Source organism: Methylobacterium sp. NPDC097929, assembly GCF_049543375.1.
Taxonomy (GTDB): Bacteria; Pseudomonadota; Alphaproteobacteria; order Rhizobiales; family Beijerinckiaceae; genus Methylobacterium.
Genome location: NZ_JBMVEP010000002.1, coordinates 41,800 through 65,299, shown reverse-complemented (window position 1 = coordinate 65,299; position 23,500 = coordinate 41,800). Strand labels below are relative to the sequence as shown.

Genomic DNA, 23,500 nt, shown 5'->3' with positions numbered 1-23,500 from the left:
AGGCGCCTCGCGGCGCCCCTTTCTCCCGTCTCGGCCGTGTTTCCTCAGCCCTGGGGCTGCGGGCTCGGCTCCAGCCCGCCATCGGTGCCGCGGGGACGGCCGCGGCCCGTCGAGGGCACCGGCGAACCGCGGGCCGGGGTCGGCGGCACGTCGCCGGAGTCGCGCACCGGCGGCTCGCCCTGAAGCAGCTTGCGGATCTCGTCGCCCGACAGAGTCTCGTATTCGAGCAGACCCTGGGCCAGCGCCTCGAGATCCTCCTTGTGCTCCGAGAGGATGCGGCGCGCTTCCTCGAGGCCGGCCTCGACGAGGCGACGCACCTCGGCATCGATCTTCTGCGCGGTGGCCTCCGAGACCGTCTGCTGACGGCCCATCGACATGCCGAGGAAGACCTCGTCGTTGTTGTCGCCGTAGGCCACGGTGCCGAGTTCCGGCGAAAAGCCCCAGCGGGTGACCATCATCTTGGCCAGCCGCGTCGCCTGCTCGATGTCGGACTGGGCGCCCGAGGTCACCTTGTCCTTGCCGAAGATCATCTCCTCGGCGATGCGACCGCCCATCATGATCGCCAACCGCGAGGTCATCTGCTCGAACGACATCGACAGCTTGTCGCGCTCGGGCAGCTGCATGACCATGCCGAGCGCCCGACCGCGCGGAATGATCGTCGCCTTGTGGACCGGATCGGTGGCCGGCACGTTGAGGGCGACGATGGCGTGGCCGCCCTCGTGATAGGCGGTCAGGCGCTTCTCGTCCTCGGTCATGACCAGGGTGCGCCGCTCGGCGCCCATCATCACCTTGTCCTTGGCATCCTCGAACTCGTGCATCGTCACGATGCGTTTTCCGCGCCGCGCGGCGAGAAGAGCGGATTCGTTGACGAGGTTCATCAGGTCGGCGCCCGAGAAGCCGGGGGTGCCGCGGGCGATGGTCTTGAGATCGACGTCGGGCGCCAGCGGCACCTTGCGGACGTGGACGCGCAAGATGCGCTCGCGACCGGTCACATCCGGGTTCGGCACCATGATCTGGCGGTCGAAGCGGCCGGGACGCAGCAGGGCCGGATCGAGCACGTCGGGACGGTTCGTCGCCGCGATGATGATGACGCCCTCGTTGGCCTCGAAGCCGTCCATCTCCACGAGGAGCTGGTTCAGGGTCTGCTCGCGCTCGTCGTTGCCGCCGCCGAGACCGGCGCCGCGGTGACGACCCACCGCGTCGATCTCGTCGATGAAGATGATGCAGGGCGCGTTCTTCTTGGCCTGCTCGAACATGTCGCGCACGCGGCTCGCGCCGACGCCGACGAACATCTCGACGAAGTCGGAGCCGGAGATCGTGAAGAACGGGACGTTGGCCTCGCCCGCGACCGCCCGGGCGATCAGGGTCTTACCGGTGCCGGGGGGGCCGACGAGCAGCACGCCGCGGGGGATGCGCCCGCCGAGGCGCTGGAACTTCTGAGGATCGCGCAGGAACTCGACGATCTCCTGGAGATCCTCCTTCGCCTCCTCGACGCCCGCCACGTCATCGAAGGAGACGCGCCCATGGGCCTCGTTCAAGAGCTTGGCCTTGCTCTTCCCGAACCCCATCGCCCGCCCGGCTCCGGACTGCATCTGGCGCGAGAGGAAGATCCAGGCTCCGATGAACACGAGGATCGGCAGCCAGCTCACGAGGAGCTGGATGAACCAGGGGGTGTTGTCGGAGGGCGGGCGCGCGGTGATCTGCACGCCCTTGGCCTGCAGCTTCGAGACGAGGCTCGGATCGTTCGGCAGGTAGCTCGAGAAATTGCCGCCGCCCACATAGGTGCCGCTGACATCCTGACCGGAGATCGTCACGGACTGGATCTTGCCGGCATCGGCGTCGTTCAGGAGCTGGCTGTAGGCGATCTCGCTGCCGCCGCCGCGGTGACCCGGGTTCTGGAACAGGGTCACGAGGGCGAGCACCAGCAGGAAGATGACGACCCACAGGGCGAAGTTGCGGAAATTCGGGTTCATCGATCGGTCCTGGGAGGCGTTCGGGTTTCGTCCCGCAATGTCGCGGCATGCCCCACGCACTCGCAGCCAATGTAGGCGGCGCCCCTCCCCTTGCCAAGTAAATCGGCTGCCCCTGCGGCGAGGGTGCCGTGGAAGCGTTAGCGTGCGGGGTTTCGGCTTCCGCGCGGCGGCGCGGCGGCGAGGCGCATGAGGCCCTTCCGATCGGCCTCGATCAGCACTCCGCGAAGCGTTCGGCGCAGCGCCCTGCCCTCCCTGAGCGCCGGCAGCAGGGCGTCGAAGAGAAGGCTTTCCAGCCGTTCCAGCCGCTTCGGCACGGGATCGGGCAGACTGGATGCGACGGCTTCCAGAGCCCGGTCCAACACGCGCAGGCAAATCGCCTCGGGCTCTTCGCGCAGGCGGGCGCCATCGAGCAGGGTGCCCCCCGCCTCGGCACAAGCGAGCTGCGCGAACACGGCGTCCGCCCTCTCGGCCAGAGCCGATTCGTCCCGGGCCGTCCGCTCCGCGAGACGCGCGAGACGCGTGGCGCTCAGACCCTCGGCCTGAAGCTCGGGCATGAGGCGGCGCAGCCGCGCGCGGGCGAAGCGCGCGTCGGTGTTCGAGGGGTCGCGCAAAAAAGGTAGGCCCTGCGCCTCGCAATAGGCCACCAGCTCAGCCTTCGCGACACTCAGGAAGGGGCGCGCGAGCCGGATGTCGGGGGTGAGCGGGCGCAGGTGCGGCATGCCGGCGAGACCGGCCGGTGCGCTGCCGGCGATCAGCCGCATCAGCACCGTCTCGGCCTGATCGTCGAGGGTGTGGCCGGTCAGGACGAGGCGGGCGCCGAGCCGAGCGGCATGCTCCGCCAGCAGCCGGTAGCGGGCGGAGCGCGCCTCCGCCTGGACCCGGCTGCCACGCCGCGGCGACGCCCAGGGCAGGACGGCGTGCGCCAGCCCGAGTGCGGCGGCGAGCTGCCCGACGCCCGCGGCTTCCCCGGCGGCCTCCGGGCGAAGACCGTGATCGACGGTGGCGACGAAGAGCCGGTCGGCCGGCCCGATGCGGGACGCCGCGTGCATCAGCGCGATCGAATCCGGGCCGCCCGAGACGGCGAGAAGCGCGGGGCCGTCGGCGCTGGCGAGGGCGGGGCGAAGCGCGCGGGCGAGCCGCTCGTCGAGGGAGGCGGTCGGGTTCGTGCCGCTCAAGCCGCGCAGCGGGCGCGCTTCTGCTCCCGCTCGACGCTCTGGCGCACCTGTGCTCCCGCGCCCGGGAACTTGCGCTCCACCTCGGCCAGCGTGGCACAGGCCTGGGCCTTGGCACCGAGCGCGTGCAGCGAGGCACCGAGCTTCAGCATCGCCTCAGGGGCGACGGGCGAGTTGGCGTAGTCGGTCGAGACTTTGAGGAACTGCTCGGCGGCCTCGCGGGAGCGGTTGCGCTGGAGGTAGCTCTCGCCGAGCCAGTAGGTCGCCTTGGGCACCAGCCGGTCGCGGGGATGCGACTGGATGAACTGGCGCAGGCTCATCTCGGCCTGCTCGTACTGCCGCTCGCGGATCAGCCCGTAGGCCGCCTCGAAATCGGCCTGCGCGTCACCGCTGCCCGTGGCGGCGATGCTCGCACCCGGAGCCTCGACCGCGCCGATCGAGCCCGTGCGGGCCGGCGGGGGCGAGAGGTCGACCGGGCCGCCGAGGCCGGGCGGCGGCAGGTTCATGTCGTCGCCCTCGCTGTCGGGACCCTCGGCGACCGTCGGGGGGACGGCGCGGCGCAGGGGCGTTTCGGCCTCGGCGATGGCGCCGGTCGGCAGGGGCATTGAGGGTTGGGTGGTGCCCAGCTGACGCGGCGCGCCGGGCGCGTTCGGGTTCTGCTCGGGGTCGAAGGCGTCCCCGCGCTTGCCGGGCTTCCCCTCCCCCGGATTGGTGCCGTAGGGCGCGGCGGAAGGTGGCGAAGCGGCCGGGGCAGGCGCACGACGGGCGGCAGGCGCGGCCGCGCTTCCCTTCCCTTCCTGGAAGCGGAACTCGACGTCCTCCTGGAACTTCCGCAACTGCTCCTTGAGCTGCCGGTTCTCGTACTGGAGCGTCTCGATCTGCCCCGACATCTGCCGGGACATGTTCTCCAGCCGGGTCAGGCGCACGATGAGTTCCGACGCGTCCTGCGCCCGCGCGGGCCCTACGAGGGCGAGGCCGAGGCCGAGGGTCAGGAGGAGGCGGCGGAGCATGGCGACGGGCACCGGTCAGACTTCTCGTTCGCGGCCGTCTCTTCCCCTAGCAGATGCCCGGCCGGCCGCAAAACCGGACTGGACGCGCCGATCTCGGTTGCTCGGGCCTCAGGAGCCGGCGCCGCCGTCGAGGACGGAGACGGCGCGGCGGTTCTGCGACCAGCAGGAGATGTCGTTGCACACCGCCACCGGGCGTTCCTTGCCGTAGGACACGGTCCGCATCCGCGAGGACGCGATGCCGCGCGAGGCGAGGTAGTCCTGCACGGTCTGCGCGCGGCGGGCGCCGAGGGAGTAGTTGTACTCGCGCGTGCCGCGCTCGTCGGCGTGGCCCTCGATCAGGAAGGAGTAGCGCGAATAGCGCTGCAGCCAGGAGGCCTGCTTGTCGAGGGTCGCGGTCGCGGTCGGCGTGAGGTCGGTGGAGTCGGACTCGAAGAAGACGCGGTCGCCGACATTCACGACGAAGTCCTGGGCGCTTCCGGGCCGGGCCGGGCCGCCGGCCCCGCCCGCGCCGAAGCCGGAGGCGTCGGCCAGGTCGTTGTCCTTGCTGCAGGCGCCGAGTCCGAGCACCGCGCAAAGGGCCAGCGTCAGGGAAAGCCCACGGTAACGCGCGGGTATCGCCATCGTCTCTCTCCTCGCCACGGCCGGGCCGTGCCGGTTGTCGTTCCAGTTGCGGGTGTGTGTAACCGCGGATGGTTAAGTGTCTGTCACGGCACACCCGCCGTATCGTCATGCGCCGAAGCTTGACCGTTCGCGGTGCGGTCCGTCACCGGACCGGCGCCGCTCGCGTTCGGCTGCTTCAGCGTTCTGGCGAGAATTGCGGCACACGGGGGGCGCCCGCGGCGAAAGCTGCGCTTTGGCGTCCGATGTTGCGGCGCGGCAACAAGCGGTTCGTCCTGCCGTTTTCGGCGACAGTGCGCGTGATCAGTCGGCCCGAAGCGTCGCGATCGCGTCGCGGGCGTCCTGGGCGGCGTGGCGCGCCGTGCCGAGCGCCTCCGCGATGCCGCTGCCGGTGAGGCAGGCGCGCTCCAGCGCGGCGCAGGCGCCCGAAAGCTCCTGGAAGGCCAGTGCACCGCTGGACGAGACGAGGCTGTGGGCGTCGCGGGCGAGTTGCCTGGGCTCGTCCACCGCCGTGTCGAGCCGGTTCTCGATCTCGCGGTCGAGCATGGTCAGCAGATCCAGCAGGCGCGCGCGGCCGAACAGGTCTTCGAGTTCCGAGAGCGCCTGCGCATCGAAGGCGATCGGCTGGGGAGAGGCGGGCATCCGCTCGTCGTGCACGTTCATTCCATCATCCGGCACCACCGGAGTTTGTCCTACCCCAAGCTCGTTAACGATGTGTTAACCGTTCCGGCGTGTGATGGCGGGACACACACTCGGACAAGGGCCATGCGCGTGGCGCCCACCGTCCTCATCGTCGAGGACAATTTCCTGTTGCTGGAACTGCTCACCCGGCTGTGTGAGCAGGAAGGCATGCGGGTGCTCGCGGCCTCCAGCGGCGAGGCGGCGCTGACGACGCTGCGCGCCGGAAGCGAGGCCATCGACTGGCTCTTCACCGATATCCACCTGCCGGGCCTGATCGACGGCTGGACGGTGGCCGCGGCCTATCGCGAGCGGCACCCGCACCGTCCGATCATCTACGCCTCGACCTCGGCCCGGACCGAGCGCCGCACGGTTTCGGGGAGCATCTACGTCCGCAAGCCCTTCGAGCCGCGGGAGATCCTGGCGCTCGCCACCATGATGGCCGCCTCGAATGGCGCCGAGGACGCCTTGCAGGTCGCCGGCTGAGCCGTGTTCGATCGGACGGTCAGGCCGCCTCGTCGAAGAGCGCGCCGATTCCGGCATCGGCCTCCCAGGCCGTGACGCGGCTGCAGCCGAGATCGTCCGGCCGGTGCCGGGCGTAGAGCGCGAAGCTCTCCGCGACGAAGTCGGGCAGGTCGAGCAGGCGCGGCGGGCCGCGTCGACCGTCGCCCTTGAACAGCGTCGAGGCCGCCACGCCGTAGCGTTCCGCGATCGCCGGCAGGACCGGCCAGACCGGCTCGGCCGCCAGCGCATCGGGCGCGTAGGCCTCGACCGGGATGTCGAGCGGGTCGCAGCCCGCCTCACGAGCGAGGCGGCGGGCGATGTCGGCGAGCACGGTCAGGCGCGGATGGTTGATCACGTGCATGAAGATGCCGCCGCGGCTCCAGCGCGCGAATTCCCGTTCGAGGCCGAAGCCCACGTCGCGGGCGGTGCGAAGGAGATAGGCGGCGCTCGCCTCCCAATGATCGAAATAGCCGAGCCGCTCGAATACGGGTCCGTCGAACATCCGCAGGGCCGCATCGACGCTCAGGCCCCGCCGGAACGCCTGGAGGGCGATGGCCGAGTGATAGGCCCCGATCGGAGAGGGCACGAGGCGCGACAATCGCAGGCTCGCCTCGTCGCCCACATGCACGAGATCGGGGTGGAAGCCGGAGAACAGGATCGTCGGGAAGAGCCGCAGCGCCGGCACGCGCGCCGCCAGTGCGTGAACGTTGCCGCCCGCCAAGAACCCGACCGGGAAGAAGTGCGAGAAGACGAAATCGTGCTCTTGCAGGTGGGGTGCGAGCCGGTCGACGGTGCCGAAGCGACGGCCGGCTCCCGCGAGCAGAATCGTCTCCACTTCGGCCGCGGGCAGCAGCAGGCGCAGCGATTGCGCCACGCCGGTCGCCTGACAGTTCCCGATCACCGCGATGCGCGGCCTGCCGGCGGGCTGCCGCCACGGTCTCGCCCAGGATCGCCCCGAGAAGGACGTCGCTCCCAGGGCTTCGGCGGCCGGCTTGAAAAGGCGTTGGAGCGGGGCCAAGCGTGGCGCGGCCTCTCGCGGGCGTCCAGGATCGGATCAGGCGATGAACCCTTACCGCGATCTACCGGCCGAGCAATTCTGGCGCAAGGCGGTAGCCGGCGTCGCACCCTTCGCCCTCGATCCCGGGCCGCGGGGCGTGTTTCCCATCGCGCGCACCGACCGGGTCGCGACGGCGGGCTCTTGTTTTGCCCAGCGGGTCTCGCAGGCGCTCGCCCGCGGCGGCTTCCGCTACCACGTTACCGAACCGGCCCCGGCCGGCATGAGCGAAGCAGAGGCGCAGGCACGCCAGTACGGCACCTTCTCGGCCCGCTACGGCAACCTCTACGGCCCGCGCCAATTCGTGCAGCTGTTCGACCGGGCCTTCGGCGCCTTCGATCCGCAGCTCAAGGCGTGGCAACGCGAGGACGGACGCTTCGTCGATCCGTTCCGCCCGACCATCGAGCCGGAGGGCTTTCCTGACGAGGCGGCGGTGATCGCGGCGCGCGAGGAGCATCTCGCCCGCGTGCGCCAGCTTTGCGAGAGCCTCGACGTGCTCGTGTTGACGCTCGGCCTCACCGAAGGCTGGCGCTGCCGCGCGGACGGAGCAGCCCTCTCGCTCGCGCCGGGCGTGGCGGGCGGCCAGTTCGATCCGGCCGAGACGGCCTTCGTCAATGCGGGCACGGCGGAGGTCATCGCCGACCTCACCGGCTTCCTCGACCGGCTCTGGAGCGTCAATGCGGGCGCGCGGGTGATCGTGACGGTGTCGCCGGTCCCGCTGATCGCGACCTATCTCGACCGGCACGTGCTCGTCGCGAACGCGCATTCGAAGGCGGTGCTGCGCGCGGCCGCCGGCGAAGTCTGCGACCGGGGCGATCCGCGCCTCGTCTACTTCCCCTCCTACGAGATCATCACGAGTCAGACCAACGGGGGCCGCTACTACGAGGAGGACCAGCGCGGCATCGCCGAGGCGGGCGTCGCCCACGTGATGCGCGCGTTCATGGCGAGCTTCGTGCCCGCTTCCGGCGCTGGCACGGCACCGCGTCCCGCGCCGGCGGCGAGCGAGGCGGAGTTCGCCGGCACGGCCGGCGTCATCTGCGACGAGGAGGCGATCGAGCGCAGCGTCGCCTGAGCGTCTCTCAAAAAACTCCCGCCGCTCTTCCTTCGCCAGAGCGCGCGGCGTCGGCGGCCAGGAGTTTTTTCAGGCACTCTAAAGGCGGCCCTACTTCAGATGAGCGAAGTAGATGTCGCCGGCCGCCCGCTTCAATTCGGCTCCCGCATCCCGGCCGATCGCAGCGGCGTCGGAGGCCGCTCCCTCGCGGTGAACGGCCCAGTGGCGGCTTCCGTCGGGCAGGAACAGCAGGCCGTCGAGGGTCAGGCGCTCGCCTTCGATCCGCGCGAGCGCGGCGATCGGCGTGCGGCAGGAGCCATCGAGCTCGGCCAGGAGGCCCCGCTCCGCGTCCAGAGCCGTGGTCGTGGTGGCGCAGGCGACCGGCGCCAGCAGCGCCTGGATCGCCTCGTCGCCCGCCCGGCACTCGATGCCGAGCGCGCCCTGCGCGACCGCGGGCAGCATCTCTTCGACCGACAGCACGCTGCGCGCCACGTCCTCCATGCCGAGCCGCTGCAAGCCGGCCAGGGCCAGCAGCGTGGCGTCGCACTCGCCGGCCTCCAGCTTGCGCATGCGAGTGTTGGCGTTGCCGCGCAGGGGCACGATCCGGAGATCCGGCCGGTGCATCAGCACCTGCGCCCCCCGGCGCAGCGACGAGGTGCCGACACGCGCGCCCGCAGGCAGAGCCGCGAGGCCGTCGGCCGCCCCCGCACTCAGGAAGGCGTCGCGCGGGTCGTCCCGCTCCAGGATGCAGGCGATGACCAGGCCGTCGGGAAGCCAGGTCTCCACGTCCTTCATGGAATGTACGGCGACGTCGATGGCGTCGTCGAAGAGCGCCTGCTCCAATTCCTTCGTGAACAGGCCCTTGCCGCCGATCTCGGAGAGCGGCCGGTCGAGAACCCGGTCGGCGACCGTGGAGACGACGACGATCTCCGTCTCCAGCCCCGGATTGGCCGCGACGATCCGATCCCGGACCATGCCGGTCTGCGCGAGCGCCATCGGGCTGCCGCGGGTGCCGATTCTCAGGGGGCGCGCGTCGTTCATACCCTGCGCTGTAGCCGAGTCACCGGCGCTCGTCACGCCGCGGCGAAAGGGTCCCGCTCCCGAGAGTTCGGACCGAACCACCTCTTTCGCCGGAAAAATGGTTCGAGGGGGGTGGACAGACCGATCGGCCGTTGCTACTTCGCCGCCATCGCACGGGACTGGTGGCCCGGCGACGCAGCCTCCCCAAAAGAGGCTACGGGCGCATAGCTCAGTTGGTAGAGCAGCTGACTCTTAATCAGCGGGTCCTAGGTTCGAACCCTAGTGCGCCCACCAAATATCTCAGATACCTCGCAGTCTACTCGATCGATCCGGCTGAGATCGATGCGCGACTGTGGTGTCTCGGCCAGCCTCTATCGCTCACAGACTTTTCGCGCGTTCGAGCGCAGGTCGATTGCTGCGTGCCGTCTGCGAGCCATCGATGTGCTTGCCGCGTTCGTGCGGGATCAGCGCGCTCGCCGAAGCGTCGCCCTGGAGATGGGATCAGGGGGAGACAGGCCGCATTCGTTTCCCATCCTCTTTTTCGGCACGCGGCCATCACCTTTCGGGGTGATGCGCTCGTGATCGATGCAACCGATGTCGTTTCGGAGAGATGAAAGTGGCAGGGCGGCGAGATGCGCGGTCCCCGCGCCGCCGTCTTCGAACGCGCCGACGGGGCGGTGGATGATGTCGCGACCGGCGTGCGGCAAGCAGCTGGCGCATCGGGGGTGATTGCGGGCTGAGGAGCGAGCCGACATGGCGAGTGCCGGCACACAACCCGAGAAGATCGGCGAGGTGTCGCGCCTGGCGACCCTGGCGGCCGAGCGCATCCTGGAAGCACAGATGACGGAACGACCGCCCTCGCGGGAACTGTTCGTCGCTTTCGTGAGCGCCGCTCGGTTGCTCGAGGAGCACGACGTGCCGTGGCCGCCGCTGGTCGAACAGGTTCTGTTCGAGGCCGGCAAACGTTTCAGCCGTGCGGATGCGGAGCCGCCAGAGCCGGAGCGGGAGAACGAAGCCGCGGGTATCGTCGCCGGCCTCACGCGATTCCTGAGCGGTTTCCGGCGCCGCCCGGATGCCCGCTAATCGGCGCCCCGGCGTCGAGATCCGAGGGCCATGAAGGCCAGCGATCCGCCCGCGATCAACCCCAGGACGAAGCCGGCGCCGAAATCGCTGTCATGCTCGTGCGTGCCCAGCCACAGGCTGCCGGCCACCAGCGACAGGATCAGCACGAGAATGGCGGGATCGACGAGCCGGCGAAGGTGAGACATCCCGGGAGATTATCGTTCCCAGGGCGATCCTTCCAGCCGTCGGGCAGCCGGGTCCGGGAGCCTCGGAGGGTTGCGCACGCCTCCTCTCTCGCCGGACCGTCGCGATGGCGCTTCGCAAGGGAGGGCGCGATCCTTGGCGCGTCAGCTCACGGACGTGGGCGCAGGACCGTTCTCCGTCGCGGCGGCAGCGAGACGCGCGGCGCTGCGGACGATCGCCAGGACTTCACGGCGCTTCTGGTCGTCCTCGATCGCGTCGAAGGCGCGGAGCAGATCGATGGCGCCGGGCGTGCGCAGGAAGCCGAACACTTCCGTCTGCACGTCGCCGGCGGCTCCGTCACCCTCGTCGAAGAAGGCGGAAACCGGCACTTCGAGCAGCCGGGCGATCTCCTGAAGGCGCCCGGCGCCGACCCGGTTCGTGCCCTTCTCGTATTTCTGCACCTGCTGGAAGGTCACGCCGACCGCGGTCCCGAGTGCGGTCTGGCTCAGGCCCCTCGCCTTGCGCAGCGCCACGATACGCTCGCCGACGATACGATCCTGCTCTGTTGCCCGCTTTGGCATCGCGCTGGGGAGGCTCATGATTCGATATTCCGGCTTTGGCAATCGGCTGCGCGTTTGCCGCCGATGATAGGGGTGGGGGCTAGCAACTTAGAAGTGAGCGATTTGGTTGCTCTAGTCCACCAAATCCTTCGATACCGCTCCGATCGATCGGTTCGACATCAACGGTGCGCCGGGATGGTTGTCAGGGCGTGCGATCGTGCTCACGTCAGGGTGGAAGCGTCGATGTTACGCACGGCTCCGCTTGGCCTTCGGACGAATACGGCGGTTCCCGTCTCGCGAACCGCTCGGCGCGTCCGAGGCTTGTACCGCTCGCACGGCTCCGGCCGACCTCGCCTCGAACCGGGTGCTCGCCCATGACACTGCCCCTGCCCTTCGACAACAGCTACGCGCGCCTGCCGGACCGCTTCTACGCGCGGGTCGCGCCGACGGCCGTGGAGGCGCCCCGGTTGGTGCGATTGAACCGGCCCCTCGCGCGCGAACTCGGCCTCGATCCCGATGCGCTCGAAGCCCCGGGAGGGGTCGAGGTGCTGGCCGGGCGGCGAGTGCCCGAGGGCGCGGAACCGCTGGCGGCCGCCTATGCGGGTCACCAGTTCGGGCAGTTCGTTCCGCAACTCGGGGACGGGCGCGCAATCCTGCTGGGCGAGGTCGTCGGTCGCGATGGGCTCCGCCGGGACATCCAGCTCAAGGGATCGGGTCCGACTCCCTTCTCCCGCCGCGGCGACGGCCGAGCCGCCCTGGGGCCGGTCCTGCGGGAATATCTCCTCAGCGAGTCGATGCACGCCCTCGGCATCCCGACCACGCGGGCCCTGGCCGCTGTCACCACGGGCGAGCGCGTGATCCGCGAGACGGTCCTGCCCGGCGCGATCCTGACCCGGGTCGCCTCGAGCCACATCCGGGTCGGCACCTTCCAGTTCTTCGCCGCCCGCGGCGACGTGGAGGGCCTGCGGACGCTGGCCGACCACGTCCTCGTCCGTCACGATCCCGAGACGGCGGCGGCCGAGCAGCCCTATCGCGCGCTGCTCGAAGGCGTCGTCCGCCGTCAGGCCGAGCTCGTCGCGCGCTGGCTCCATGTCGGCTTCATCCACGGCGTGATGAACACCGACAACATGTCGATCGCCGGCGAGACGATCGATTACGGGCCTTGCGCCTTCCTCGACGCCTACGATCCGGCGACCGCCTTCTCTTCCATCGACCGGCACGGGCGCTACGCCTACGGCAACCAGCCCCGCATCGCTCTGTGGAACCTCACGCGCCTCGCCGAGGCGCTGATTCCGCTGCTTGCCGAGGACGAGGCGGCCGCCGTCGCGCAGGCCGAGGCGGCGCTCGGCGGCTTCGCGGGCCTGTTCGAGGCCGCGTATTTCGGCGGGTTGCGGGGCAAGCTCGGGCTGACGACCGCGTGCGACGGGGACGCGGAACTGGCCAGCGACCTGCTCAAGGCGATGGCCGAGAACGGCGCCGACTTCACCCTCACCTTCCGCCGCCTCTGCGAGGCCGTGCCGGGCGCCGCGGGTGGGCCGGCGGCGGTCGAGGCCGTGCGCGGCCTGTTCATCGACCCCACCGCCTATGACCGTTGGGCGGAGGGCTGGCACCGGCGGCTCGCCGAGGAGCCGGGGGATGCGGCGGCGCGCAGCCGGGCGATGCGCGCGGTCAATCCCGCCTTCATTCCGCGCAACCACCGCGTCGAGGAGATGATCGAGGCCGCCGTCGAGCGGCAGGATTTCGGACCCTTCGAGACCCTGCTGACGGTCCTGGCGCGGCCCTACGACGATCAGCCCGAATGCGCGCGCTATGCCGAGGCTCCCGAGGGTGGCGGGCGTGAATATCGCACTTTCTGCGGGACTTGAGGAAGAATAATTCCCTCTGTGAGGAGCGTGCCGCAAGATCCCGTGACAAAAGGTTCGATTAACATATGCTATGATGAGACTTCGGAGAGAATGGAATATTTCAAGTTTCTGGTAAGGATGCGGCGATAGTTGACGGCTTCTGGGGCGCGGGCGGAAGGCCGCTGCCGAAGGAGTTGTCATGAATGAAGTTCACCGCGCGCGACGGACGGTTCGATTGTCCCTCGCCAGCCGCGTCGCCGTTCTCGGAAGCCTGATCGTACTGGTCGCGACGCTGGCCGTGGGCGGCTACCTCGTGAGCGAGGCGCGCGCCGTCATGCATGCCCGGGCGGCCGAGGCCCTGGACAGCAGCCTGCGTCTGCTGCGGGCCGGCCTTGGATCGGGTCAGCAGGATCGCTCGGCTGCCGAGGCCGCGGTCGATCGGGTCGCCAGCGTCACCGGCGGTACGGCCACCGTCTTCGCGGGAGATCGTCGCGTCGCGACCACCTTGCGTCAGCCGGATGGCAGCCGCGCCGTCGGAACCCGGCTCGCGGCCGGGCCCGTCCACGAGGCCGTGCTGGGCCGCGGCGAGACCTATCGCGGCGAGGCCGACATCCTCGGCGCGCCCTACCTGACGGTCTACGAGCCTTTGCGCGGCGCCGACGGGCAGGTCTCGGGTATCCTCTATGTCGGCCTGAAGCGGACCGACGTGCTGGCCGGCCTCGATCGGATGATGCAACAGGCGGCCCTCGTCGGCGGACTCATGATCCTCGTCGCCATGGGCCTGCTCTGGCTCAGCGTCCGCCGCGTCCTTCGCCCGCTCGCCGGAATCGGCGGCACGATGACCCGCCTCGCCGAAGGGGACGTCGCGGCCGAGGTGCCGGGCCTCGGCCGGCGCGACGAGATCGGCGGCATGGCCGCGGCCGTGCAGGTCTTCAAGGAGAGCCTGATCCGCACGCGCGCCCTCGAAGAGGCGGCGGCGCTTGCCCGGGCCTCGGCCGAGGAGCAGCGGCGGCACGCCCTGCGCACGGTTGCCGAGAACTTCGAGCGGGCCATCGGCGGCGTCCTCGGCACGGTCTCGACCTCGGCCTCCGAATTGACGATCACGGCCGACACCATGTCCGCCACCGCCGCGCAGACGGCGAGCCGTTCCGGCATCGTCGCAGGTGCGGCCGAGGAGGCGGCTTCCAACGTCGGCACCGTCGCGGCGGCAGCGGAGGAACTCGGCGCCTCGGTGCAGGAGATCGCCCGGCAGGTGTCGAACTCCTCCGCGCTGGCGCAGAGCGCGGTGGCGCAGGCCGATCGGACCGGCGCCCTCGTTCACGAACTCGACGCGGTCGTGAGCCGGATCGGCGACGTGGTCGGGCTGATCTCGACCATTGCCGGGCAGACGAACCTTCTGGCGCTCAACGCCACCATCGAGGCGGCGCGGGCGGGCGAGGCCGGCCGCGGCTTCGCCGTGGTGGCCGCCGAGGTCAAGGACCTCGCCAGCCAGACCGCGCGGGCCACCGAGGAGATCTCGAGCCAGATCGGCCGGGTGCAGGGTGCGACCGGCGAGGCGGTGGCCGCCATCGGCGACTTCACGGCGCGCATCCGCGAGATCAGCGGCGTCGCCACCGGCATCGCCGCGGCCGTGGAGCAGCAGGGTGCGGCCACCCAGGAGATCGTTCGCAACGTCGCCCAGGCGGCGAGCGGAACCGGCGCGGTGACCGCGACCATCGCCGACGTCGCGCGGGCCTCGGAAGAGACCGGAGCGGCCGCTGCGCAGGTGCTCGCCTCGGCCTCCGAGCTATCGCGGCAATCCGAGCATCTGACGATGGAGGTGGGCCGCTTCCTCGGCACGATCCGCGCCGCCTGAAGCCGCGCCGCCGCGCAGGCGGCAGTGCGTTCAAGCTCTGCCGCCGTCATGGTTATGAAAAAGAATCGTACGGATTGACGGGACAGCGGGGATCGCTTACTCCGCGCCCCTCACTCCGTCGATGATCGGCGGGTGGTCGGCAGACGGATCCACGATGCGCACGGGTCTTATCGTAACGGAAGCGCCACGGACGGGGCGGGCTTGAGAACAAGCCCGGCAGACCCGGTCGGTGGCGCATGCAGGGTCCCTCGGGGCCCTTTTTTGTTGCGCGAAATCCAGCGGGCCGACATGCGGACCGGACCACGAAGAACGGATTGATGGAGGAGTCGATGAGCGGCGAGGTCATGACCGGTGCCCAGATGGTCATCCGGGCGTTCCAGGATCAGGGCGTGGACACCCTGTTCGGCTATCCGGGCGGCGCCGTGCTTCCGATCTACGACGCGCTCTTCGACGAGACCACGATCAACCACGTTCTGGTCCGCCACGAGCAGGGCGCGGTGCACGCCGCCGAGGGCTATGCCCGCTCCTCGGGCAAGGTCGGCGTCGTCCTCGTCACCTCCGGCCCGGGTGCCACCAACATCGTCACGGGCCTGACCGACGCGATGCTGGATTCGATCCCGCTCGTCGCCGTCACGGGCCAGGTTCCGACGCACCTGATCGGCTCGGACGCCTTCCAGGAATGCGACACGGTCGGCATCACGCGCCACTGCACGAAGCACAACTACCTCGTCAAATCGATCGAGGACCTGCCGCGCATCCTGCACGAGGCGTTCTACGTCGCGAGCCACGGACGCCCGGGCCCGGTCGTCATCGACCTGCCCAAGGACATCCAGTTCGCGTCCGGCGTCTACAGCCGCCCGGAGCAGGACGGCCACAAGACCTACAAGCCGCCGGTCAAGGGCGACGCGGAGAAGATCCGCGCCGCGGTCGAGCTGATGGCGGGCGCCCGCCGGCCGATCTTCTACACCGGCGGCGGCGTCATCAACTCGGGGCCGGAGGCCTCGCGGCTCCTGCGCGAACTCGTGGCCGAGACGGGCTTTCCCGTCACCTCCACGCTGATGGGTCTGGGCGCCTTCCCGGCCTCCGACGACCGGTTCCTCGGGATGCTGGGCATGCACGGCACCTACGAGGCCAACCTCGCGATGCACGATTGCGACGTGATGATCTGCATCGGCGCGCGCTTCGACGACCGCATCACCGGCCGTCTCGACGCCTTCGCGCCGTTCTCGAAGAAGATCCACGTCGATGTCGACGCTTCGTCCATCAACAAGGTCGTCAAGGTCGATGTCGGCATCCTCGGCGACTGCGCCGCGGTGCTGGAGGAGATGCTGGCCCAGTGGCGCGCCCTGCTGCGCCAGCCCGACAAGGCACGGATGGAGGACTGGTTCAACAAGATCAGCCGCTGGAAGTCGCGCGACTGCCTCGCCTACTGGCCCTCGGGCACGATCATCAAGCCGCAATACGCGGTGCAGCGGCTCTACGAGGCCTGCAAGGACCGCAAGACCTTCGTCACGACGGAGGTCGGCCAGCACCAGATGTGGGCGGCGCAGTACTTCAAGTTCGATGAGCCGAACCGCTGGATGACGAGCGGAGGTCTCGGCACCATGGGCTACGGCCTGCCGGCGGCGATCGGCACGCAGCTCGCCAACCCCGACGGTCTCGTCATCGACATCGCGGGCGAGGCCTCGATCCTGATGAACATCCAGGAGATGTCGACGGCAGTGCAGTACCGGCTGCCGGTCAAGATCTTCATCCTGAACAACGAGTACATGGGCATGGTGCGCCAGTGGCAGGAACTGCTGCACGGCTCGCGCTACTCCCAGAGCTACTCGGAAAGCCTGCCGGATTTCGTCAAGCTGGCCGAGGCCTACGGCGCCAAGGGCATCCGCTGCGAGAAGCCTGGTGAGCTCGACGCGGCGATCCAGGAGATGCTGGACTATGACGGTCCGGTGATCTTCGACTGCATCGTCGACAAGACCGAGAACTGCTTCCCGATGATCCCCTCGGGCAAGGCGCATAACGAGATGCTGCTCTCCGACTATCTCGGCGAGACCGGGGTGGAACTCGGCGATGTCATCTCGGCCGAGGGCAAGATGCTGGTCTGACCGGCTCTTAACCTCGACGGCCCGGCCATGCGCGGCCCGATCACAGCACCGGCGTCGGGGCTCTCATCGCGAGAGCCCCCGGCGCCAGCGTCCGGCGAGCCGTTGTCGCCAGTCCGGCTGCGGAAGGGCGTCGTGGCGGCGCGGGTCGAGATGCGGGACGCTCGCCGCACGCTGCGCTGCCGTCCGGTCGCTGCGCTTGCGCAGGAGGACGAAGAATTCGTCCTCCCGCACGCGCGTCGGCTCCAGGGCCGCGCATTCGAACGGCAGCAGATCGAGGCCGATCACTTCCGAGAGCGCGCGGGCGAAGCTGTAGGGCGTGAAGACCGTGCAATGCACGTCAACGGATGCGCCGGTCTCGGCGATGCCGGCGGCGATCGACAGGGCCTGTCCGGGGCCGCCGCTGATCGGCCTCACCGGCACGGCTTCACCCTTCCAGATGCGCCCCGCATCGACCGGGCAGGCCCGGGCGAAATGCTCGTAGACCGTGGCGATCGTCGGCCGGTCGAGACCCGCGAGATGCGCGGCGACGAGCGCGCCGACGCTGGTGGGCGTGCGGAAATGGTCGAAGGTGAAGCGCTTGTCGGGCACGATGAGGCAGAACACGCCGCCCTCCCGCAGGGCGTCGCCCGCCTCGCGCAGCCAGCGGATCGGATCGGGGACGTGCTCGACGACGTGGGACGCGACGATGTAATCGACCGGTCCGCGCGCGCCGAGCGCCTCGGCAAGGCCGCCGGGCCCGAGCACCACGTCCACGGGCAGGATGCCGTCGATGCCGGCGGGGCCGAGCGTCGGGTGGCCCCGGTACTGGCGGCGGAGTTCCTCCGTCGGCAGGTGGTCCGCGTAGAGCACGTCGCCGTCGCTCTTCAGGACGATCGGATGCGTGAGGGGACCGATCTCGACGCCGGTTCGGCCCTGCGGCACGACGAGATTCAAGACACGCTGGCGCCGATCCATGGCGCGGCCGGTATCACGCCGTCGGCGGGCGGGTCCAGCGCCTCGGCGCGGGCCGCGGCCGGGGTGCAACAGTTCAAGACGAGGGACGCTGCAAGATGAACGCGATGAACACCCACTACCCCGAGCCCACCCGGGTCGAGACCGTCAACCGCCACACGCTCGCGGTGATCGTGGACAACGAGCCCGGCGCCCTCGCCCGGATCGCCGGCCTGTTCTCCGGCCGCGGCTACAACATCGAGAGCCTGACCGTCTCCGAGACGGAGGAGGCGCGCCACCTCTCGCGCATCACCATTGTCACAACCGGCACCAACGCGGTGATCGACCAGATCAAGGCGCAGCTCGACCGGCTGGTGCCGGTGCATCGGGTCGTCGACCTGACGCTCCAGGGGCAGGCGCTGGAGCGGGAACTCTGCCTCGTGAAGGTGGCGGGCACCGGCGAGCACCGCAGCGAGGCCCTGCGGCTGGCCTCCGCCTTCGGCGCCCGCACGCTCGACGCCACGCTGAATTCCTTCGTGTTCGAGCTGACCGGCTCGACCGAGGAGATCGACCGCTTCATCCGCCTCCTCACGGTGATCGGCCTCGTGGAGATTTCCCGCACGGGCATCGCCGCCATGGGCCGCGGCGCGGAGCCGCTGTAGCTGGGCCTGCTCGTGGACGGCGCTATCCTTCCTGGGCGCCGTCCGCAGCGACGAGGGATTCCATGACCGCCCGCACCTTCTATTACGCCCCCGGCGCCTGCTCGCTCGCCTCGCACATCGTGCTGGAGGAGATCGGTGTACCCTACGAGACGATCCGCCTCGATCTCGCCAAGGGCGACCAGCGGGCGCCGGAATACCTCGCGGTGAACGAGCGCGGGCGCGTCCCGGCCCTCTACGAGGACGGCTGGGTGCTCACCGAGAGCGCGGCGATCCTGCGCCACCTCGCCCGCTCGCATCCCGAAGCCGGGCTCCTGCCCGACGATCCCCGCGAACAGGCCGTCGTCGACGAGTGGCTCGCCTGGCTTTCGACCGGCCACCACATCGCCTATGCCCATGTCCGCCGGCCCGAGCGCTACAGCGCCGACGAGGCGGCGTACCCTGAGATCCGCGCCAAGGGTGCCGACACCTTCGGCGACCTCTGCACCATGACCGAGGTGCGACTCTCGAACGGCGGCTGGGCGCTGGGCGAGCGCTACTGCATTGTCGATCCCTACCTGATGGTGTTCTGGAACTGGGCGCGCGGCGCGACCATCGGCTTCGACATGCCGGCCCGCTTCCCGGCCTGGACCGCCCATGCTCGGCGCCTGGCCGAGCGCCCTGCCGTTCGGACGGTGTTCGCCCGCGAGGGGCTGACGCTTCCGGCCTGAGGCATCGTCGGGTTCTACCGCAGGAACCACACCGCCAGCGCGATCACGACGGCGACCGCGAGGACGATGCCGATATAAGTCGGCATGACCCAGCGGTTGGCGCCGTGGCTCGTGTGCATCCGCGAGGCCCGGCCCCGCCGCGGCGTCGTCTCCGCATCCCGGGCCAGGGCGATGCGGGAAGCCTCCGCCGGGCGCCCGGCGGCCTCGTCGTCGGTGCCGAGCGGCGAGAGCCCCGGGTCCTGGGCCGGATTCTTGTCTCCGGTCCGGCCCGAATCGATCTCCGCCTTCAGCTGCGGAAGGGTCGGATCGCGCGAGGGCGGGGGCGCCTCCGGAACGCGGTCGGCCGGCGGCGGCGGAGTTTCGGAGCGAAGAACCATCTTTGCGAACGTCCCCTCTGCGCCGAGCCGGTCCGCGACCGTCGCCGGACTGCCTCGCAGGGGAGCAAGTCGCCGACGGACGGCCCAGTTTCCGTCCGTGTTCGATCCGGCAGCCGCCGCCGGCCGGCCTACGACTCTCAGGGTGCCGGGCTCTTCCCTGCAGCGGAGGATACGCGGCTGGTCCGGAAATCGCTTCGCGGCCGACACCGGAAGCATCGTCGCGGGCGGTCGAAAGGACGGGCGGCGGGGAACGGACGGGACGATCCACGGTTCTGCCGCTCAGGTCGGGCCACTGAAGCACGAGGACAGCCGGCGGCGATGTGCGGAATCTGCGGGGAGATCAGCTTCGGAGGACGGGCCGATCGGGGGGCCGTCGAAGCGATGATGACGGTCCTCCGCCCGCGCGGACCCGATGCGAGCGGCCTCCGCGAGGAGGGCCGCGTGGCCTTCGGCCATTGCCGGCTGAAGATTATCGACCTGTCGGAGACCGGGCGGCAACCGATGGTCGATCCGGAACTCGGCCTCAGCCTCGTCTTCAACGGCTGCATCTACAACTACAGGGAACTGCGCGAGGAGCTGACGGGCAGGGGCTACCGCTTCTTCTCCACGAGCGACACCGAGGTGGTGCTCAAGGCCTATCACGCCTGGGGCCGGGACTGCGTGAAGCGCTTCCTCGGCATGTTCGCCTTTGCCGTGCATGAGCGCGAGACCGGCCGGGTGATGCTCGCCCGCGACCGGCTCGGCATCAAGCCGCTCTACTACGCCGAGACGGCCGGGCGCTTCCGCTTCGCCTCCGCGCTGCCGGCCCTGCTCGCCGCCGGGGATGTCGATACGTCGATCGATCCGGTCGCGTTGCACCACTACATGAGCTGGCATGCCGGCGTGCCGGCCCCGCTGACGATCCTCAAGGGCGTGCGGAAGCTCCATCCCGCCACGACGCTCACCTTCGAGCCCGACGGCGCGCGCCGGGAGGAGACCTACTGGTCGCTCAGGATAGGCCCGCGGGACGAGGACCGCGCCATGACCGAGGCGGATTGGCGCGCGGCCGTGCTCGATTCCCTCGGCGTCGCCGTGGCCCGCCGCCAGATCGCCGACGTGCCGACCGGAGTGCTGCTCTCGGGCGGCCTCGACTCGTCGGTCATCGTGGCGCTGCTGGCCAGGAACGGCCAGAGCGGGCTCAAGACCTTCTCGGTCGGCTTCGACGCAGTGAACGGCGTCGAGGGCGACGAGTTCAAGTATTCCGACATCATCGCCGAGCGCTTCGAGACCGATCACGCCAAGCTCGTCGTCGACGGCTCGCGCACCCTGGAGGCGCTGCCTGCGGCGATCCAGGCCATGGCCGAGCCGCAGATGAGCCACGACGCGGTGGCCTTCCTGCTGCTCTCGCAAGAGGTCGCCCGCCATGTGAAGGTGATCCAGAGCGGCCAGGGCGCCGACGAGGTGTTCGGCGGCTACCACTGGTACCCGAAGCTGATGGGCTCGACCGACCCGACCGCCGATTACGCCAGGGCCTATTTCGACCGCGACCACGCGGAGATGCGCGAGGCGCTCACCCCCGATTACCTCGGCGAGGATCACAGCCGCGACTACATCGCCCGCTTCTTCGCGGAGTCGCGGAGCGCGAGCGCCATCGACAAGACCCTCGACCTCGACCAGCGGATCATGCTCGTGGACGATCCGGTCAAGCGGGTCGACAACATGACCATGGCCTGCGGGCTGGAGGCGCGCGTCCCGTTCCTCGATCACGAACTCGTGGAACTCGCCGCCCGTATCCCGGCGGAGCTGAAGGTGCGCGACGGGGGAAAATACATCCTCAAGGAGGCGGCTCGCGCCGTCGTTCCGGCGGAGGTGATCGACCGGCCGAAGGGCTATTTTCCGGTTCCCGCCCTGAAGCACATCCGCGGGCCGTTCATGGATTTCGTGCGCGATGTGCTCGACCGGCCGGCGGCGCGCGAACGCGGGATCTTCAATCGCGCCTACGTCGACCGCCTCCTCGCCGATCCGGACGGGACGCTGACGCCGAAGGGCAATTCCAAGCTCTGGCAGGTATCGCTACTCGAAGCGTGGCTGCAATCGCACGGCATCTGATCGGCTGGCCCCGCGTTGGGCGCATGAGGCGCCGTGCAGATCGTCGTGCGGCGCGGAGAATTGCGCTCAAGGTGACGCGGATTCTCCACGATCATCCACGAAGCGCGGCGGGCAAGAACGCACCGTTTGGGGGAGGCCCGAGAGCATGTGCCGCTGGATCGCCTATCGGGGCCGCACGATACCGCTCGAGCACTACGTGACGGAGCCGGCGCATTCGCTGGTCTCGCAGAGCATCAAGGCGCTCGAATCGACCGCGAGCACCAACGGCGACGGGTTCGGGCTGGGATGGTACGGCGATCACCCGGAGCCGGGCCGCTTCCGCGAGGTGCAGCCCGCCTGGTCCGACGAGAACCTGCGCTACATCTGCCGGCACCTGCACTCGCACCTGTTCTTCGCCCATGTGCGGGCGGCCACGGGTACGCCGATCACGCGGCCGAACTGCCACCCCTTCGCCTGCGGCCCGTGGCTGTTCATGCATAACGGCTATATCGGCGACTGGGCGCGCCTGCGCCGGCCGGTCGAGGCGCTGATCCCCGACGAACTCTACCCCTCGCGCAACGGCACGACGGATTCGGAGGCGCTGTTCCTGGCGATCCTGGGTCAGGGCCTGATGGCCTGCGAGACGAAGCACGACCCGATCACCGCGACGGCGCGGGCGCTGGCCGCCGTGACGGAGCTGGTCGGCGGCATCGAGGACGGCCATCCCTTCCGCTTCACGGCGGCTCTGGCCGACGGGCGCGACCTCTACGCCTTCCGCTACGCGGCCAACGACGCGGCCAACAGCATGTATTACCGCCAGTCCGCCGACGGCGTCGTCGTCGTCTCGGAGCCGCTGGACAAGGAGCATGCGACCTGGACGCCGGTGCCCGACAACAGCGTCGTGATCGCCCGCAAGGACGAGCCGGTCGAGGTTCTGTCTCTCAAGGAATTCGGGCTGGCACGCCGCTCCGGCCTGCCGCACCTGCAATTGCAGCTGAGCGCCTGATAAGGTTTGCGTTTGATCGCTTTAATCTCTTCCGTCGTCTTTGCGAGGCGAAGCCGTGGCAATCCAGGGTTCCGCAGCGTCCGGACAGGTCGCCCGGACAGGTCTCGCTCTGGGTCGCTTCGGCTCCGCCTCGCGATGACGGGGTGGGGCAAAGGCCGAAGCAATCAACCGGAGACGATATGAAGCGGCCACGACCCCGGGTGATCCGGGGCCGGATTCCGTTTTCAGGTCACCCAGGTGGTGCCGCCGACGGCCGAGAGCGTCATGCCGTCGGAGCCGACATCGGCGGCGCTGTAGCCGAGGATCTGGGCGAGCTGTTCGCGGGCGCGCCAGACGCGGCTCTTCACCGTGCCGATCCGGCAATTCATCACCGTCGCGGCCTCCTCGTAGCTGAGGTTCTCGATCGCCACGAGGATCAGCGCCTGCCGCATCGGCAGCGGCAACTTGGCGAGGGCCGTCTGCGCGTCCATGAGATCGACATGGCCGGATTGCTCCGGGGCGGCGGCGAGGCGCTCGGCGTAGTCGCCGTCGCTGTCGGCCACCTCGCGCACCTCCTTGCGGTGGCGCGAGTAGAAGGCGTTGCGCATGATCGTGAACAGCCACGCGCCGAGATTGGTGCCGACGGTGAAGCGCGACCGGCTCCGCCACGCCCGCAGGAAGGTGTCCTGAACGAGGTCGTCGGCGGCCGAGGGGTTCTTCGTCAGCGACATCGCGAAGTTGTAGAGGCGCGGCGTCATCTCGATGATGGCGGAGCGGAACGACTCTTCGTCCTTGCCCTCCTGGGCGACGAGGACGGTTTCCAACCGCGCGAGCAGGGCGTCGAACCGGCCGGCCCCGGCACTCGGGGTGCCCGGCATCTGGGCATAGGCTTCGGCGAGAAGGGCTCCGAGACGCTGCTGGATACCGGCAGGGAGCATGGGGGCCTCGCCGAGCGGCGGGGCGGACATTTCGAAGGCAGTCTTTGGCATCAGGTCCTGTGGTAGGTCACGGACTTGGGCCGGGGTCATGCCCCGGCTGCCGATTTGTCCCGCGAATTCCCTGCGCCTGCGCCTACATAGATTA

At 69.7% G+C, this 23,500-nt stretch carries 22 protein-coding genes and 1 tRNA gene; 11 read left to right on the top strand and 12 right to left on the bottom strand.

Going from position 1 to position 23,500, the window contains the following annotated elements; translation table 11 throughout:
* Nucleotides 1-44: 44 nt before the first annotated feature.
* From ftsH to ACPCJR_RS08350, 5 genes are all read right to left on the bottom strand, one after another.
* Nucleotides 45-1,973 (bottom strand): ATP-dependent zinc metalloprotease FtsH, encoded by a 1,929-nt coding sequence (gene ftsH / locus ACPCJR_RS08370; protein WP_110353113.1) that lies wholly within the window; start codon nucleotides 1,971-1,973, stop codon nucleotides 45-47.
* 137 nt (nucleotides 1,974-2,110) lie between these two features.
* Nucleotides 2,111-3,148: a tRNA lysidine(34) synthetase TilS gene (gene tilS / locus ACPCJR_RS08365; protein WP_391511715.1), complete on the bottom strand. Its 1,038-nt coding sequence runs from the start codon at nucleotides 3,146-3,148 to the stop codon at nucleotides 2,111-2,113.
* On the bottom strand, nucleotides 3,145-4,155 hold the full coding sequence (gene ybgF, locus ACPCJR_RS08360; protein WP_391511714.1) for a tol-pal system protein YbgF: 1,011 nt from the start codon (nucleotides 4,153-4,155) through the stop codon (nucleotides 3,145-3,147). The genes tilS and ybgF overlap by 4 nt, the downstream gene beginning before the upstream one ends.
* Nucleotides 4,156-4,263: 108 nt before the next feature.
* On the bottom strand, nucleotides 4,264-4,776 hold the full coding sequence (gene pal / locus ACPCJR_RS08355; RefSeq protein ID WP_391511713.1) for a peptidoglycan-associated lipoprotein Pal: 513 nt from the start codon (nucleotides 4,774-4,776) through the stop codon (nucleotides 4,264-4,266).
* Nucleotides 4,777-5,076: 300 nt separating this feature from the next.
* A complete protein-coding gene (locus ACPCJR_RS08350) occupies nucleotides 5,077-5,436 on the bottom strand; it encodes an Hpt domain-containing protein (protein WP_391511712.1) in 360 nt (119 codons plus the stop codon).
* Nucleotides 5,437-5,538: 102 nt separating this feature from the next.
* Here ACPCJR_RS08350 and ACPCJR_RS08345 point away from each other — a divergent pair, with 102 nt between their 5' ends.
* Nucleotides 5,539-5,937 carry a response regulator gene (locus ACPCJR_RS08345; protein ID WP_391511711.1) on the top strand — a complete coding sequence of 133 codons (399 nt, stop codon included), beginning with the start codon at nucleotides 5,539-5,541 and terminating at the stop codon, nucleotides 5,935-5,937.
* Nucleotides 5,938-5,956: 19 nt separating this feature from the next.
* Here the strand turns inward: ACPCJR_RS08345 and ACPCJR_RS08340 are convergent, their stop codons facing one another.
* Nucleotides 5,957-6,973 (bottom strand): WcbI family polysaccharide biosynthesis putative acetyltransferase, encoded by a 1,017-nt coding sequence (locus tag ACPCJR_RS08340; RefSeq protein WP_391511710.1) that lies wholly within the window; start codon nucleotides 6,971-6,973, stop codon nucleotides 5,957-5,959.
* Between the two features lie 43 nt (nucleotides 6,974-7,016).
* On the opposite strand from ACPCJR_RS08340, the gene ACPCJR_RS08335 reads away from it, so the two are divergent.
* Nucleotides 7,017-8,081 carry a GSCFA domain-containing protein gene (locus ACPCJR_RS08335; protein WP_391511709.1) on the top strand — a complete coding sequence of 355 codons (1,065 nt, stop codon included), beginning with the start codon at nucleotides 7,017-7,019 and terminating at the stop codon, nucleotides 8,079-8,081.
* A gap of 90 nt (nucleotides 8,082-8,171) precedes the next feature.
* Here ACPCJR_RS08335 and hemC read toward each other — a convergent pair whose 3' ends face one another.
* Nucleotides 8,172-9,101, bottom strand: a complete 930-nt coding sequence (gene hemC / locus ACPCJR_RS08330) for a hydroxymethylbilane synthase (RefSeq protein ID WP_391511708.1) — start codon at nucleotides 9,099-9,101, stop codon at nucleotides 8,172-8,174.
* Between the two features lie 197 nt (nucleotides 9,102-9,298).
* Here hemC and ACPCJR_RS08325 point away from each other — a divergent pair.
* Together ACPCJR_RS08325 and ACPCJR_RS08320 are read left to right on the top strand one after the other, a co-directional pair.
* Nucleotides 9,299-9,374, top strand: a tRNA-Lys gene (locus ACPCJR_RS08325).
* 459 nt (nucleotides 9,375-9,833) lie between these two features.
* A complete protein-coding gene (locus tag ACPCJR_RS08320; RefSeq protein WP_391511707.1) occupies nucleotides 9,834-10,163 on the top strand; it encodes a hypothetical protein in 330 nt (109 codons plus the stop codon).
* On the opposite strand, the gene ACPCJR_RS08315 is transcribed toward ACPCJR_RS08320, so the two are convergent.
* The gene (locus tag ACPCJR_RS08315) at nucleotides 10,160-10,348 is read right to left on the bottom strand and encodes a hypothetical protein (RefSeq protein WP_331285369.1); all 189 of its coding nucleotides are present in this window, start codon (nucleotides 10,346-10,348) and stop codon (nucleotides 10,160-10,162) included. The genes ACPCJR_RS08320 and ACPCJR_RS08315 overlap by 4 nt on opposite strands.
* 141 nt (nucleotides 10,349-10,489) lie before the next feature.
* On the bottom strand, nucleotides 10,490-10,924 hold the full coding sequence (locus ACPCJR_RS08310) for a helix-turn-helix domain-containing protein (RefSeq protein WP_391511706.1): 435 nt from the start codon (nucleotides 10,922-10,924) through the stop codon (nucleotides 10,490-10,492).
* Nucleotides 10,925-11,259: 335 nt separating this feature from the next.
* Between ACPCJR_RS08310 and ACPCJR_RS08305 the strand changes: the two genes are divergently transcribed.
* The 3 genes from ACPCJR_RS08305 to ACPCJR_RS08295 all read left to right on the top strand — a co-directional run bounded on the left by ACPCJR_RS08305 (nucleotide 11,260) and on the right by ACPCJR_RS08295 (nucleotide 16,689).
* Nucleotides 11,260-12,750 (top strand): protein adenylyltransferase SelO, encoded by a 1,491-nt coding sequence (locus ACPCJR_RS08305; protein WP_391511705.1) that lies wholly within the window; start codon nucleotides 11,260-11,262, stop codon nucleotides 12,748-12,750.
* A 178-nt stretch (nucleotides 12,751-12,928) separates the two neighbouring features.
* A complete protein-coding gene (locus ACPCJR_RS08300; RefSeq protein WP_391511704.1) occupies nucleotides 12,929-14,584 on the top strand; it encodes a methyl-accepting chemotaxis protein in 1,656 nt (551 codons plus the stop codon).
* 329 nt (nucleotides 14,585-14,913) lie between these two features.
* Nucleotides 14,914-16,689 (top strand): acetolactate synthase 3 large subunit, encoded by a 1,776-nt coding sequence (locus ACPCJR_RS08295; protein WP_391511703.1) that lies wholly within the window; start codon nucleotides 14,914-14,916, stop codon nucleotides 16,687-16,689.
* 63 nt (nucleotides 16,690-16,752) lie between these two features.
* Here ACPCJR_RS08295 and ACPCJR_RS08290 read toward each other — a convergent pair whose 3' ends face one another.
* Nucleotides 16,753-17,643 (bottom strand): class I SAM-dependent methyltransferase, encoded by an 891-nt coding sequence (locus ACPCJR_RS08290; protein ID WP_391511702.1) that lies wholly within the window; start codon nucleotides 17,641-17,643, stop codon nucleotides 16,753-16,755.
* A gap of 95 nt (nucleotides 17,644-17,738) precedes the next feature.
* Here ACPCJR_RS08290 and ilvN point away from each other — a divergent pair, with 95 nt between their 5' ends.
* Together ilvN and ACPCJR_RS08280 are read left to right on the top strand one after the other, a co-directional pair.
* Nucleotides 17,739-18,281: an acetolactate synthase small subunit gene (gene ilvN / locus ACPCJR_RS08285; RefSeq protein ID WP_391511701.1), complete on the top strand. Its 543-nt coding sequence runs from the start codon at nucleotides 17,739-17,741 to the stop codon at nucleotides 18,279-18,281.
* Nucleotides 18,282-18,343: 62 nt separating this feature from the next.
* Nucleotides 18,344-18,988: a glutathione S-transferase family protein gene (locus ACPCJR_RS08280; protein WP_391511700.1), complete on the top strand. Its 645-nt coding sequence runs from the start codon at nucleotides 18,344-18,346 to the stop codon at nucleotides 18,986-18,988.
* 14 nt (nucleotides 18,989-19,002) lie between these two features.
* Here the strand turns inward: ACPCJR_RS08280 and ACPCJR_RS08275 are convergent, their stop codons facing one another.
* Entirely contained in the window at nucleotides 19,003-19,365 is a 363-nt protein-coding gene (locus ACPCJR_RS08275) for a hypothetical protein (protein WP_391511699.1), read from the bottom strand.
* Between the two features lie 318 nt (nucleotides 19,366-19,683).
* Here ACPCJR_RS08275 and ACPCJR_RS08270 point away from each other — a divergent pair, with 318 nt between their 5' ends.
* A complete protein-coding gene (locus ACPCJR_RS08270; RefSeq protein WP_391511698.1) occupies nucleotides 19,684-21,453 on the top strand; it encodes an N-acetylglutaminylglutamine amidotransferase in 1,770 nt (589 codons plus the stop codon).
* Between the two features lie 145 nt (nucleotides 21,454-21,598).
* Nucleotides 21,599-22,438 (top strand): class II glutamine amidotransferase, encoded by an 840-nt coding sequence (locus ACPCJR_RS08265; RefSeq protein ID WP_391511696.1) that lies wholly within the window; start codon nucleotides 21,599-21,601, stop codon nucleotides 22,436-22,438.
* A 224-nt stretch (nucleotides 22,439-22,662) separates the two neighbouring features.
* On the opposite strand, the gene ACPCJR_RS08260 is transcribed toward ACPCJR_RS08265, so the two are convergent.
* Nucleotides 22,663-23,406: a sigma-70 family RNA polymerase sigma factor gene (locus tag ACPCJR_RS08260; RefSeq protein ID WP_110353501.1), complete on the bottom strand. Its 744-nt coding sequence runs from the start codon at nucleotides 23,404-23,406 to the stop codon at nucleotides 22,663-22,665.
* Nucleotides 23,407-23,500: the final 94 nt, after the last annotated feature.